This is a genomic window from Centipeda artemidis DSM 19719, from assembly GCF_000426665.1.
Classification (GTDB): Bacteria; Bacillota; Negativicutes; order Selenomonadales; family Selenomonadaceae; genus Centipeda; species Centipeda artemidis.
This window is the reverse complement of record NZ_AUFU01000016.1, coordinates 45,194-57,951: the sequence shown is the minus strand read 5'-3', so window position 1 is coordinate 57,951 and position 12,758 is coordinate 45,194. Positions and strand designations below refer to the sequence as shown.

7 protein-coding genes, 14 tRNA genes and 2 rRNA genes are annotated in these 12,758 nt (G+C 57.1%); 19 read left to right on the top strand and 4 right to left on the bottom strand.

The window, feature by feature from the left end; translation table 11 throughout:
- The 15 genes from K341_RS0109345 to K341_RS0109275 form a co-directional block, all read left to right on the top strand.
- Positions 1-435, top strand: a 23S ribosomal RNA gene (locus tag K341_RS0109345); the annotation flags it as partial.
- Between the two features lie 230 nt (positions 436-665).
- Positions 666-782, top strand: a 5S ribosomal RNA gene (gene rrf, locus K341_RS0109340).
- Positions 783-787: 5 nt separating this feature from the next.
- Positions 788-863, top strand: a tRNA-Asn gene (locus K341_RS0109335).
- Between the two features lie 160 nt (positions 864-1,023).
- Positions 1,024-1,100, top strand: a tRNA-Gln gene (locus tag K341_RS0109330).
- A gap of 41 nt (positions 1,101-1,141) precedes the next feature.
- Positions 1,142-1,217: transfer RNA gene (locus K341_RS0109325), tRNA-Lys, on the top strand.
- Positions 1,218-1,302: 85 nt separating this feature from the next.
- A tRNA-Lys gene (locus K341_RS0109320) sits at positions 1,303-1,378 on the top strand.
- A gap of 6 nt (positions 1,379-1,384) precedes the next feature.
- A tRNA-Val gene (locus K341_RS0109315) sits at positions 1,385-1,460 on the top strand.
- 19 nt (positions 1,461-1,479) lie between these two features.
- A tRNA-Asp gene (locus tag K341_RS0109310) sits at positions 1,480-1,556 on the top strand.
- 8 nt (positions 1,557-1,564) lie between these two features.
- Positions 1,565-1,640: transfer RNA gene (locus K341_RS0109305), tRNA-Phe, on the top strand.
- A 71-nt stretch (positions 1,641-1,711) separates the two neighbouring features.
- Positions 1,712-1,787, top strand: a tRNA-Thr gene (locus K341_RS0109300).
- Position 1,788: 1 nt separating this feature from the next.
- Positions 1,789-1,862, top strand: a tRNA-Gly gene (locus tag K341_RS0109295).
- A gap of 14 nt (positions 1,863-1,876) precedes the next feature.
- Positions 1,877-1,965: transfer RNA gene (locus tag K341_RS0109290), tRNA-Leu, on the top strand.
- 19 nt (positions 1,966-1,984) lie between these two features.
- Positions 1,985-2,070 (top strand) — tRNA-Leu (locus K341_RS0109285).
- Between the two features lie 39 nt (positions 2,071-2,109).
- Positions 2,110-2,195 (top strand) — tRNA-Leu (locus K341_RS0109280).
- A gap of 1 nt (position 2,196) precedes the next feature.
- Positions 2,197-2,282, top strand: a tRNA-Leu gene (locus K341_RS0109275).
- A 66-nt stretch (positions 2,283-2,348) separates the two neighbouring features.
- On the opposite strand, the gene K341_RS0109270 is transcribed toward K341_RS0109275, so the two are convergent.
- Positions 2,349-3,479: a cation diffusion facilitator family transporter gene (locus K341_RS0109270; RefSeq protein ID WP_026762613.1), complete on the bottom strand. Its 1,131-nt coding sequence runs from the start codon at positions 3,477-3,479 to the stop codon at positions 2,349-2,351.
- Between the two features lie 308 nt (positions 3,480-3,787).
- On the opposite strand from K341_RS0109270, the gene K341_RS0109265 reads away from it, so the two are divergent.
- Positions 3,788-5,128: a lipase family protein gene (locus tag K341_RS0109265; RefSeq protein ID WP_026762612.1), complete on the top strand. Its 1,341-nt coding sequence runs from the start codon at positions 3,788-3,790 to the stop codon at positions 5,126-5,128.
- A 565-nt stretch (positions 5,129-5,693) separates the two neighbouring features.
- Positions 5,694-6,353 carry a trimeric intracellular cation channel family protein gene (locus K341_RS0109260; protein WP_211221216.1) on the top strand — a complete coding sequence of 220 codons (660 nt, stop codon included), beginning with the start codon at positions 5,694-5,696 and terminating at the stop codon, positions 6,351-6,353.
- 247 nt (positions 6,354-6,600) lie between these two features.
- On the opposite strand, the gene K341_RS0109255 is transcribed toward K341_RS0109260, so the two are convergent.
- Positions 6,601-6,825, bottom strand: a complete 225-nt coding sequence (locus K341_RS0109255) for a TOBE domain-containing protein (RefSeq protein WP_009350094.1) — start codon at positions 6,823-6,825, stop codon at positions 6,601-6,603.
- Between the two features lie 122 nt (positions 6,826-6,947).
- Positions 6,948-7,856: an LPP20 family lipoprotein gene (locus tag K341_RS0109250; protein ID WP_026762610.1), complete on the bottom strand. Its 909-nt coding sequence runs from the start codon at positions 7,854-7,856 to the stop codon at positions 6,948-6,950.
- A gap of 193 nt (positions 7,857-8,049) precedes the next feature.
- On the opposite strand from K341_RS0109250, the gene K341_RS0109245 reads away from it, so the two are divergent.
- Positions 8,050-8,138: transfer RNA gene (locus K341_RS0109245), tRNA-Ser, on the top strand.
- Positions 8,139-8,293: 155 nt separating this feature from the next.
- On the opposite strand, the gene K341_RS0109240 is transcribed toward K341_RS0109245, so the two are convergent.
- Positions 8,294-9,562 (bottom strand): SLC13 family permease, encoded by a 1,269-nt coding sequence (locus K341_RS0109240; protein WP_026762609.1) that lies wholly within the window; start codon positions 9,560-9,562, stop codon positions 8,294-8,296.
- Between the two features lie 304 nt (positions 9,563-9,866).
- On the opposite strand from K341_RS0109240, the gene secA reads away from it, so the two are divergent.
- The gene (gene secA, locus K341_RS0109235) at positions 9,867-12,503 is read left to right on the top strand and encodes a preprotein translocase subunit SecA (protein WP_026762608.1); all 2,637 of its coding nucleotides are present in this window, start codon (positions 9,867-9,869) and stop codon (positions 12,501-12,503) included.
- The last annotated feature ends 255 nt before the right edge of the window (positions 12,504-12,758 follow it).

The window sequence follows — 12,758 nt, the reverse complement described above, 5'->3', positions numbered from 1 at the left end:
CCCAAGAGTCCATATCGACGGGGAGGTTTGGCACCTCGATGTCGGCTCATCACATCCTGGGGCTGAAGCAGGTCCCAAGGGTTGGGCTGTTCGCCCATTAAAGTGGTACGTGAGCTGGGTTCAGAACGTCGTGAGACAGTTCGGTCCATATCCATCGCGGGCGCAAGATACATGAGGGAGGCTGCTCCTAGTACGAGAGGACCGGAGTGGACGAACCAACGGTGTACCGGTTGTCCTGCCAAGGGCACGGCCGGGTAGCTGCGTTCGGAAGGGATAAACGCTGAAAGCATCTAAGCGTGAAGCCCGTCCCGAGATGAAGTATCTCATCTTTTAAGAGAGTAAGACCCCTTGCAGAAGACGAGGTAGATAGGCTGGGCGTAGAAGTGCGGCAACGCATGCAGCTGACCAGTACTAATCGGTCGAGGGCTTGACTTAAGCAGAGAGTTAGGTTTGCGCGATATAAAGAGCGCAAAGCTATACGAATCGCTTATGCGACGGTTACGAAGTCGGGAGACTGAGTAAATGTCGCTACGGCGTGGGTAACGTCCCAAGAACATGAGCGAAAGCGAAGTGTGGTTGGCAGACGTTGACCGCTCATTGGTATTTCGCAACTAATTTGCAAAGAGTTTCTTCTGTCTAGTTTTGAGTGAACAACACTCTAGTAATGCGGTGATGATGCCCGGACGGTTCCACCTGTTCCCATTCCGAACACAGCAGTTAAGCGTCCGCAGGCCGAGGGTACTTCGTTGGAGACGACGCGGGAGAGTAGGTAGTTGCCGCAATATATTCCTCGGTAGCTCAGTTGGTAGAGCGTCTGACTGTTAATCAGAATGTCACAGGTTCGAGTCCCGTCCGAGGAGCCATTTTTGATTTCTCGCTGTAATTGCAGTAATAGATACAAGCGGTCAACGTCTGCCAATCACACGTCGCTCACGCTCGTGTTCTTGGGACGTTTTCGCATACGACCTGTTACCCGTTCATCGTTCGCGCTGTGCGCTCCGATTCACGGACAGGATCAGTAGTTGGGGTATAGCCAAGTCGGTTAAGGCACGGGACTTTGACTCCCGCATCCGTTGGTTCGAATCCAACTACCCCAGCCAATTTATCTCATCTCCGGATGGGATGTGTGGCGGCTGATAAAGGTTCACTAGCTCAGTTGGTAGAGCATCTGACTTTTAATCAGAGGGTCCCGGGTTCGAGTCCCGGGTGAGCCACCACTTTTTACTTTTTTAGGATACACTAGCGAAACGGAAGTTTTGATGCATCACTAGGCGCAAAAATCCCGTTTTGCGTCTCTATCATGACTCACTAGCTCAACTGGCAGAGCAACTGACTCTTAATCAGTAGGTTCACGGTTCGATTCCGTGGTGGGTCACCATTTTATGGGCGATTAGCTCAGCTGGGAGAGCGCTTGCCTTACAAGCAAGATGTCGGCAGTTCGATCCTGTCATCGCCCACCAAAGGATGCTTTTAGCACACGGCCCGGTAGTTTAGTTGGTTAGAATGCCGCCCTGTCACGGCGGAGGTCAGGGGTTCAAGTCCCCTTCGGGTCGCCATTTTTTATGCCTCGGTAGCTCAGTTGGTAGAGCAGGGGACTGAAAATCCCCGTGTCAGTGGTTCGATTCCGCTCTGAGGCACCACTTTTGACCATGTTGGTCATCTTTTGACGCAAAGGACAGTATCTCCGGCAGTTTGCTCCGATGTATCTGCCGCTGGCGTAGCTCAATCGGTAGAGCAGCTGATTTGTAATCAGCAGGTTGGGGGTTCAAGTCCTCTCGCCAGCTCCACGCGGGTGTAGCTCAATGGTAGAGCCCCAGCCTTCCAAGCTGGTCACGTGGGTTCGATTCCCATCACCCGCTCCATTATTGCCTACTGCGCCGGGGTGGCGGAACAGGCAGACGCAGGGGACTTAAAATCCCCCGGTTGGCAACAATCGTACCGGTTCGATTCCGGTCCTCGGCACCATTTTCATCTATATTGTCACGCGGTCGTGGCGGAATTGGCAGACGCGCTACTTTGAGGGGGTAGTGTTCACAAGACGTGTGGGTTCAAGTCCCACCGACCGCACCATTTTTTAGGCAGTAAATACCATTAACTAAATACAGTCACGCGGTCGTGGCGGAATGGCAGACGCGCTAGCTTCAGGCGCTAGTGATGGCAACATCGTGGAGGTTCAAGTCCTCTCGACCGCACCACGCGGTTGTGGCGGAATTGGCAGACGCGCTACTTTGAGGGGGTAGTGTTCACAAGACGTATGGGTTCAAGTCCCATCAACCGCACCATTTTGAGAAGATACCGTTACGGGAAACCGCAGCGGTTTTTTGTTGTGTTTTAACGGAAGAAAGAATTTAATACTCTCCGTCGGCATAGTTGATGTCCGGGCGCGCGACGATGGTATAATCGGGGAAGAGGGCGGCGATTTCGCTGCAGATGGCCTTTAGGATGGGGCGGTAGTCATAGCCAAAGTGGAAGGTGACGTCGAAGAAGAGTTCTTTGCGGCTGTCGTAGAGACAGATGCCGTGAAAGCCGGCGATTGCTTCCTGTGCGGCGGCATGACACGCTAAGATGTCGTGTACCTTTTTTGTGTTCGGCGAGGTGAAATCGATGGCGTAGAATCCTACGGTGACGATGCAGTTAAATTCTTTGAGGAGGTCTCGCTCAATTTGGAAGAGCAGGGGATAGGTTTCGCTCAAGGATTTGCTGCCGTCGAGCTCCACGTGGATGGAGCCGAGGTAGGAATCGGGACCATAGTTATTGAGCCGTAAATCATGCGCGCCTAAGACGAAGGGATAGGAGCGCACCTTATCATAAATCTCTTTCGTGAGTTCGCTGTCGACACGCTCTCCGAGGAGTATGGAGCCGGTTTCTTTGAGGATGTCAAGCCCTGCTTTGATAACGGCAAGGGAGATGAGACCGCCCGCATAGGCGTCGATATTGAGCTCCCATAGGAAATAAGCGGCTGCCGAGAGGAGCGTCACGACGGAGATGAGGGCGTCGCTTCTGGCATCGATACCGGCGGCTTTGAGCGCGCCCGAATGCACTGCCTGCCCTACGTTGATCGTGTAATTGGCAAGGAATACTTTTGCAATGATCGTGATGATAATGATGAGGACAAAGCCCGCGGAATATTCGACTGGCGTAGGATGTAGGATGCCTTCGACGGACTCTGCGGCGGCGCCGATCCCGGCGGCGAGGACGATCGCGCCGATGATGAGGGCGGTGATGTACTCAAGGCGCCCGTGACCAAAGGGGTGTTCTGCATCCGGCAATTTGCCCGCCATCTTTGTCCCCGCGATGGTGATGATGGAAGAAATGACATCGGACAGGTTGTTGACCGCATCGGTGACGAGCGCAAGAGAGCCCGCGAGTGTGCCGACGGCAGCTTTGACGATGACGAGGAGGACGTTTGCGGCAATGCCGATATAGGATGTGCGCAGGATGCGCGCCTCGCGTGAGCGTGCACCGGATGGAACGTTCATAATAGCTCCTTACTGTCAAGATGATATTCTGCGTGATGCGTATGATACCGGTATCTGACGTTATGCAAAGTGTATCGATCGTTTTTGTAGACCCTATGGAGAGCCGCCTGCCGGGGAGCGTCGTTAATTCATCGATTTTACCATAAAGATCCGGGGATTGCCAACGGATCATGGGAAAATCACTGCTTTGCGGTTAGGGGGAGGGGGAGACGATGCACGATTGCGATTGAAATTGACAAAATGGAAAAAGTATATGAAAATATAGTCTATGAATTTGACGGGGCGATAACGAGGAGATCATTGATGTGATGAAAGCGGCGAAGGAGCGGAACATGCTTGCACGAGTTCTATTATGCATTGTCTTTTTCGTTGTCATTGGCATGCCGCAGCGTGCGCTTGCTGTGCCGTCCGATCTGCCGTCGCTCCTTTTTGTGACGGCCGCGGCATCGGAGGCGGCGTACAGCGGGGAGCTCTCCGAGATGCTGCGGGCACGGCTCGTCGCAGCGGGTTGGCGCATTGAGGGTTATGAGACGCCGGGGCGGCAGCGGACGGTGGGGCGGTTCTTCCATATGGTGCGCACGGCGCCGGACGGCAGCGAGACGCACCTCCTCTCGTTCCCGGGGACGGAGCGCGGCAGCGACGTCTTTACCGACCTGCGCCTGGGGCGTGCGCCGTTCGGCGGGCATACGCCGGCGGAGTTCTTAGAGACGGCAAATGCGCCGGTGTCGGAGCGAAAGGAAACGCCGCTCGTGCACCGCGGCTTCCTCGACTATACGCAGGCGGCACTTTTTACCGACACGCTCGATGAATACGGCGGGCGTACGGCGGGGGAGGTGATTGCGGCGGAGCTGCGGGCGCATCCGTCGGCGAAGATCTATCTCACGGGGCACAGTCTCGGCGGGGCGGCGGCAGTTCTCGCGGCGGCGCGGCTCGCGGATATGGGCGTCTCGCCCACGCAGCTCGAGGTCGTGACGTTCGGCGCGCCTGCGGTTGGAAATGCCGCGTTTGTGCGCGCGTATACGGAGAAATTTACCCTGCACCGCGTCGTGATGCAGGGCGATCCGATGAAGGACTTGCTCGCCGCGCCGCTCGGATTTCGGCAGTTTGGCGAGCGGATCGCGTGGCGTCCCGCGCCCTCCGTGGCGGCGTTTCCCCATGCGATGATTGCCTATGTGGATGCGGCGATCCGCCGGCTCTATGACAGCGCGGGGACGGACAGCTTTCTCTTTCTCGCAGCACAGCCGAATCGTGCGGCGGGTCGGACGGTCTATGTCGCACCGATCGCGGCGGAGGTCGACGGTGTGCTCGCGGCGGATGCGCCGTATATGAAGGCGCTCCTGCGCGACGGGCTCTATGCGCGCAATGCCGGTACCGTGTTCGCGGCGGCAGACGGCGGACTCTCAGAGAATGGGCTGCTCTCGGAGCTCGAAGAGCACCTCACGGCGGCGCGGGAAGCGGGCGCGACGATGCTCTATGCATACCGCATCTCCGGGGCAAAAGTGCGTGACCAGCGTGAAACCTATCGGTTGACGCTCGAGCGCGCGGTCTACGATATGGAAGGGAACCTCGTCGCGGCATCGTCGCGGTCACAGGTGACGGGGATGTTGACGCCGATTGAGACTATACTGTATCTCTTCACCCAAGACTGAGATGTGACGTGCGATATTTGTGCATGGCGTTGTCATATCGTCGAATGCTTCGCTAGGAGTAGCTTTTTACTACGCCGTCGCTCGCATTCTCCTCATTCCTAGCCCTGCATCAAATCTTGCACGTCACTCAGGTTACGGCGGGATGTGACACGGGATTTTCGCGCCTAGCAGTGTCATTTTTGGCAAACGCTTCGTTGACGTAGGTTTTGGCTGCGCCTTCCTCGCGTTTGCCGCAATTCCTATGTACGCAAATAAAAAGACACGTACGCAACGTGTCTTTGTGCTGATATAATGGTTTGTGAGGTGCTGCCACAGCGGTAGGCGGTCAAATCTTGCCCCTAATTTTGAGGGGGTGGGTACTATGAACGAGACAAATGTAACACTGTTGCTTTTTATCGTCTTTGTCGTACTCTTAACAAGAAAGTAACCGCCCCTAGCTCACAACTTTAGGCGGTTACTTTTCCGTATAAAAGATTTGGGGCTGACCGTCTGCCGGAGCACCTTTTCTAGGCATATTATACGATAAGAGACGATTGATGTCAAATCTTACATAGTGGCAGGAGGTATGTTTGTGGATGCTGCGGCGCTTTGGCGACTGTTTGATATGATTGGGACGATTGCGTTTGCGGTGTCGGGGACGCTGGTCGGGATTTCGCGGCGGATGGATATCTTTGGCATCTCGGTGCTTGCTCTCGCTACGGCGGTTGGAGGCGGGATGATTCGCGACTTGCTCGTGGGGATTACGCCGCCGATGACGCTGCGTGATACGACCAATTTCCTCCTGTCGGTCGGTGTTGCCGTTATCACCTGTCTGCTCTACCAATGGACGGCGCTTCATCGGCTGCGGCGCCGGCGCCTCCTCACGGTGTTCAATGTGTCGGATACGATCGGACTTGCGGCGTTCACGGTCACGGGGGCGTTGACGGGGATTCGGTTTGTGCCGGAGGGCAGCTTTGTTCTGCCGATCCTGCTCGCTGCGATCACGGCGGTCGGGGGCGGGATGATCCGCGATGTACTAGCCTCGCGGATGCCTGTTGTGCTATATGCGGAGGTCTATGCGGGGGCATCGCTTGCGGGCGCGTTTGTATTTTGCCTCCTGCGCCCTGTGCTCGGCGTAGAGGTTAATTCGTGGCTTGCCTTTACGCTGGCACTCCTGATTCGGTTTGCAGCGATTCGGGGGAATTGGAGCCTTTACCATCCCCGCTCCCCGCGCCGGAAGGCATGAAGCAGGATTTTGGCGCATCGCTGTGTCATGTCGTCGAACGCTTCGCTAGGAGCAGCTTTTTTCTGCGCCGTCGCTCGCGTTCTCCTCATTCCGTGCGCTGCATCCAAACTTCTGCTTCACTCAGGTTATGGTATAAAAGATGGGATCTTGACGCTTAGCGTTGTTAGTCCGAAAATCCTGCACAAAAAAATCCCTCTGCGCGTACGGTGCAGGGGGATTTTGTACGCGTCGCTATGGTGCGGCGGTTTTATTTGCAGTGGTGGTGATCGACGCCGACCATGACGGACGTCGCCTTGATGACGGCGTATGCATCGCCGCCGACTGTGAGCCCGAGCTCCTCGATGGCGCTGAGAGTGATGGTCGCACTGATGACGTCGCCGCCCTTGAGCTCAATGCCGACGATGCCGTTGACGGCGCCCTTTTCGATTGATACAACCTTGCCCTTGAGCTGGTTTCTTGCACTCAGTTTCATAAAAAGTTCCCTCCTTAATTCATAATACTTATTTATTATAACACAAAACCCTCTGTAGATTTCGTGACAAAGGTCACATTTTACAGAGGATTTTGCAGAGGAAGGTGTATCGGCAGAAAGGGTCAGCGGATGAAGACGACGTTGGTGGCGTCGAGGAAGCCGCTTGCTCCGTTCTCAATGAGGACACGGCGTGCATCGTCGGCGGAGAGGACGGGATTTGCTCCCGCATCCACGGCGACAGCGCGGACGATGAGCGGATTGCGTCCCGCACGCGTCGCGTCGGATTCGCTGCGGACATAGCCCGCCATTCCGTTCTGCACGACTTTGTCGCTGTCAAGGTTCTTGTACCCGTAGATGGGACGTCCGTTGTCTGCCTTGATGACCGGGCTCATGACGGGACGCAGACCAAGTCCGCGGCAGTCGACGATGAGACCCGTATAGCTGCCGACGGCACGTCCGGAAGGCGCACTTGCGGCGGAACTGGTCGAGGGGGTGCGGCGTGCGGGCGCGGCAGGTGTTGTGTAGGTGCCGTATCCCGTGGTGTCGTAGCCGCGTCCGCCGTCGTAGGGCTCATAGACGCTGTCGGGAGACACCCATTGTGCACGCGTTTCGTTCCGTGTAAAGACGGAGCTTGCGAGTGAACCGACGCCAAAGACGGGAACCTCGAGGGTGACGGTGTAGGCACCGTCCTTCAGCGCTTTTTCACTTACGATACGTGCGCCGCGTACGAGGGCGCTGACGTGGGTGCGGACGGTGTCGTTTGCGACCATCATGTTCTCAACGGTGGTCGTGGCATCGACGTCCACGCCCTGAATCTGCTCGGCGAGCGCCCGGTAGGCGTCGGCAATGGCGGCACGTCGGGCGAGCGCACGTGCCTGTGCGGCACTGACGGTGCGCGCGGGGGCAATACCCGTCCCCTCGGCGCGGATGCTCCCGCCGTTCCAGTCAGTCGCCGCCTCCGCTGCGGGGAGCGAGATGAGCGCGAGCACACACACGAGGAGTGCGCAGATGCCGGATTTTAATAGATGCATAGAGAAACCTCCTTGGCAATATTTGTGCTTATGCTTTCTCTAGCAATATCGCAAAGAAAGGATAAAGGAGGATGAAGCCGGGATTAGTATTCTGTGAAATCGTGGGGGAGGCAAGTTCGGGCGTGTTTTGCGGAAAAATCCCTTGCCAATGCGCCCGCGCGTGTGCTATAATGCCACATGTCGCAATCGCGATGGAGAGGTGTCCGAGTGGTCGAAGGTGCTTGACTCGAAATCAAGTGTGGTGATGAGCCACCGTGGGTTCGAATCCCACCCTCTCTGCCAGTAAAATCAATGCTCCCGAGGATTTTCCCCCGGGAGCTTTTTTTGTGCCTGTTTTATAGGTGCCTGCCTCATATATGCCCAGCAGAAAACCCCGCCGAAGCATTACACCTCGGCGGGATTGATATGTGTGCTCCAACTATAATGATGAGACGTCTTTATTTGAACGGCCACACGAGCGGGATCACCGCGACGCAGACGAGCAGCGAGATAAAGACGAGCGGCAGCCCGATCTTCACATAATCCATGAAGCGGAATTTGCCGGGACCGAGCACGAGTGTGTTCGGCGGGGTCACGACCGGGGTTGTGAACGCGCAGGACGCCGCGATGCCGATTGCCATGACGACCGGGTACGGCGAGACGCCGATGGACTGCGCGATGGAGATGGCGATCGGTGCGAGCAGCGCCGCCGCCGCGGTGTTCGACATGAACTGCGTGAGACCGCACGAGAGGATGAACATGGCGACGACGATGAGGTACGGGGAGGGGGCGTCGCCCATGAGTCCGACGACGAAGTTCGCGATGAGTGCGCCCGCGCCGCTCTTTTCCATCGCGCTCGCCAGAGGAAGCATCCCGGCGAAGAGGAAGATGGTCGTCCAGTCGATGCCCTCGTATGCCTGCTTTTCATTGAGGCAGCCGGTGAGGACGCAGAGGAGACCGCCGATGATGGCGGACATCTGCATCGGGATGTGAATTTCCTTTTCGAGTACCATAGCGGTGACGACACCGAGGAGGATTGCGGCGCAGATCATCATCTTGCGCGTGTCCTTTGCCTCTTCCTTTGAACCGCTGCCGGCGGAGGCGTCGGACTCGACCATGTGGCGCGGGCAGAGCTTGCGGCCGATGGTCAGCATGTAGATCATGCCGACGATGGACAGAGGCACACCGATCCATGCGAATTCGAAGAAGCCGAACGGCTCAAGCCCCGTTGCCTGGAGCGTCGCGCTCATGAGGATGTTCGGCGGCGTGCCGATCATCGTGATGGTGCCGCCGACGTTCGCGGCGACCGCGAGCGCCATGAGCTGCGGGGAGACGGGCAGTTTTGCCGCGGCGCAGATCTGGATGACGACGGGCATGAGGCACGCGACGGTCGCGGTGTTTGACGAGACCGAGGACAGCACGATGGTGATGAGCATCAGCGCCGCCATGAGCGGGCGCTCGTCACTGCCCGACTTCTTGACGACGGCGATGCCGATTTTCTGTGCGAGCCCCGTTTGGAACATCGCCGCGCCGATGATAAACATGCCGGCGAAGAGGACGACCGTGGAATTGGACAGGCCGGAAAAAACCTGCGCGGGTGTGAGGACGCCCAAGAGTCCGAGTGCAATCGCCGCACCCATGGCGGTGACGGCAAGCGGGATAATTTCGGTGGCGAAAAGAAGTGCCGCGACGGCGAGCACGCCTAATGTGAGCATTGCTGCATCCATTGATTCAACTCCATTTCTTCAGTTCTGACTGTGTTTCCATCGAAAAAATTTAGAAACCTACTATAATGTACTTCCTAAGAGAATACATAGATGTTAATATATACACCTCCTTTATTTTGTAATAATAACACATAATCAATGTTAATTCAATTCATAAATGATTTCAATTAAATTTGAATACGCTTTTCAGGAGTTCACTTCAACTTTAGATATTGAACTTTTTGTGCAAAGGCGGGGGCTTTGTGCTATAATAAGGCGGATATTGTCTTTCGATCGGATGTAATCATTAGGAGTGTGAAACCACTTGTTTGGAATATCTTCCATTTTGAAGCGTTTTCTTGGCGACAACAATGATAAGGAAATCGCGCGGTATCGCGAAATCGTCGATCAAATCAACGGGTTCGAACCCGCGATGACGAACCTCACGGACGATAAGCTGACTGGCTACACGCGCCGGTTTCGCGAGCAGATCGATAACGGCGCGCCGCTTGAGGAGATCCTTCCCGAGGCGTTCGCGGTCGTGCGCGAGACGTCGCGGCGCGTGCTCGGAATGCGGCATTTCGACGTCCAGCTCATCGGCGGCATATGCCTGCACGAGGGGCGCATCGCCGAGATGCGCACAGGCGAGGGCAAGACGCTCGTCGCGACGACGGCGGTCTACCTCAACGCGCTTTCGGGGCGCGGCGTCCACATGGTCACCGTCAACGACTACCTCGCACGGCGCGACAGCGAGTGGATGGGCAAACTCTACCGCTACCTCGGGCTCTCGGTCGGACTCATCGCGCACAACATGGATTTCCCGGAGCGCAAGGCGGCGTACGCCTCCGACGTCACGTTCGGCACGAACAACGAGTTCGGCTTTGACTATCTGCGCGACAACATGGTGCTCTCGGAGAGTCAGATGGTACAGCGCGATCTGCATTACGCGATCGTCGACGAGGTGGACTCCATTCTCATCGATGAGGCGCGCACCCCGCTCATCATCTCGGGTCCCGGAACAAAGTCGACGGACAACTACGCCGTCATGGCAAATGCCGTGCGCCACCTCAAGGAGGGCGAGGACTACACAGTCGACGAGAAGCAAAAGACCGTCGCGCCCGCCGACAGCGCAGTGCCAAAGATCGAAAAGCTCGTCGGCATCCAGAACCTCTATGCGCCCGAGAACATCGAGCTTTCGCACTGCTTCACCGCCGCGCTGCGCGCCAAGGCGCTCATGCACCGCGACCGCGATTATGTCGTGCGGAACGACGAGATCGTCATCGTGGACGAATTCACGGGGCGTCTCATGGAGGGACGCCGCTACTCGGACGGTCTGCATCAGGCGATCGAGGCGAAGGAAGGCGTAAAGATTCAGCGCGAGTCACAGACGCTCGCGAGCATCACGTTCCAGAACTATTTCCGCATGTATGAAAAACTCGCGGGCATGACGGGCACGGCAAAGACCGAGGAGAACGAGTTCCTCAAGATCTACAAGCTGCCCGTCATCGTCATCCCGACGAACAAACCCGTGCAGCGCATCGACCACCCTGATGTCATCTACAAGACGAAGGCGGCGAAATACCGCGCGGTCGGGCAGTCGGTGAAGGACATCCACGCGTCGGGGCAGCCCGTCCTCATCGGCACGACGTCCATCACGCAGTCCGAGGAGATGTCGAACGTTCTCAGGAAAAACGGCATCCCGCACGTCGTCCTCAACGCGAAATTCCATGAAAAAGAAGCCGAGATCGTCGCAAACGCGGGGCAAAAGGGTGCCGTCACGATCGCGACGAACATGGCGGGACGCGGTACGGACATCAAGCTCGGCGAGGGCGTCGAGGAACTTGGCGGACTCTTCATCGTCGGCACGGAGCGGCACGAGTCGCGGCGCATCGACAACCAGCTCCGCGGGCGTTCCGGGCGTCAGGGCGACCCCGGCGCGTCGAAATTTTTCCTCTCGCTCGAAGACGACCTCATGCGTCTCTTTGCCTCCGACCGCATCGCGAGCATCATGGATAAGCTCGGCATGGAGGAGGATGAGCCGATCGAGCACGCCATCATCACGCGCTCGGTGGAGCACGCGCAGAAAAAAGTCGAAGCGCGCAATTTTGACATCCGCAAGCACGTCCTCGAATACGACGACGTTATGAACCAACAGCGCGAGGTCATTTACGGCGAGCGGCGCAAGATCCTCTGCGGGGAGAACCTGCGCGAGAACATCCTCGCGATGGTCAAGCACATCATCAAGGACGAGATGACGCAGTACGCGAACGAGAAGCTCTATCCCGAGGAGTGGCAGCTCGACGCACTCATCGAGGATGCGGAGAAGGTCTATGCGCCGCAGGGCAAGTTGAAAAAGGAAGAACTCGAAGCACTCGCGCGCGACGAGATCCAAGAACTCCTCGAACAGCTTGCCGAGGAGGGCTACAAGAACCGTGAGCTCATGTTCGGCGAGGAGAATATGCGCGAGCTTGAGAAGGTCGTCATGCTCCGCGTTGTCGATCAAAAGTGGATGGATCACCTCGACCACATGGATATGCTGCGCGAGGGAATCAACCTGCGCGCGTATGGACAGCGCAACCCGCTCGTTGAGTATAAGATCGAGGCGCTCGAGATGTTCGAAGCGATGGAAGCCTCCATCATGGATCAGATCGCGAACCTCATGTACCATGTGAGCATCGTCACCCCGCAGACCGCGCCGCCCATGCAGAGTAATGTTGCGCCGGACGGCACGCCCGCACCCGTCGCCGATCCCGCCGCCGCACAGCGCGCGCACGAACTGCTCGCGCGCGAGCGGTCAAAACTCGAGGATCACCTCCGCACAGCCCGCACCTCGCACGGCGGAGAGAGCGCGCCCGCCGAGGCGCGCGCCGAAAAGGACGAGGACGGCAGGAAGATCGGGCGCAACGATCCGTGCCCGTGCGGGAGTGGGAAGAAATATAAAAACTGCCACGGCAAGGCGTGACGCGGGATTTTCGCGCCTAGCGTCGTCACTGTGTCGGTCGCGGCGGTCGACGTAGGTCTTAACTACGCCTTCCCTTGCGACCTCCTTGTTCCTAGCTATGCATCGAAACTTCCGCGTCACTCACGGTACGGTATGACGTGCGATCTTGGCGCATAACTGTGTCACTGCGAAAAATACTGCGCTCGTAGTAGCTTTTTCTACGACGTCGCTTGTATTTTTCTTGTTCCTTGTTCTGCATCCAAGCTTGCGCGTCAC

Coding starts and splice junctions, on each gene's coding strand:
- K341_RS0109270 (WP_026762613.1), bottom strand. CDS start 3,479: ATGAACGTTCCATCCGGTGCACGCTCACGCGAGGCGCGCATCCTGCGC.
- K341_RS0109250 (WP_026762610.1), bottom strand. CDS start 7,856: ATGCATCTATTAAAATCCGGCATCTGCGCACTCCTCGTGTGTGTGCTC.
- K341_RS0109240 (WP_026762609.1), bottom strand. CDS start 9,562: ATGGATGCAGCAATGCTCACATTAGGCGTGCTCGCCGTCGCGGCACTT.
- K341_RS0109265 (WP_026762612.1), top strand. CDS start 3,788: ATGAAAGCGGCGAAGGAGCGGAACATGCTTGCACGAGTTCTATTATGC.
- K341_RS0109255 (WP_009350094.1), bottom strand. CDS start 6,825: ATGAAACTGAGTGCAAGAAACCAGCTCAAGGGCAAGGTTGTATCAATC.
- K341_RS0109260 (WP_211221216.1), top strand. CDS start 5,694: ATGTTTGTGGATGCTGCGGCGCTTTGGCGACTGTTTGATATGATTGGG.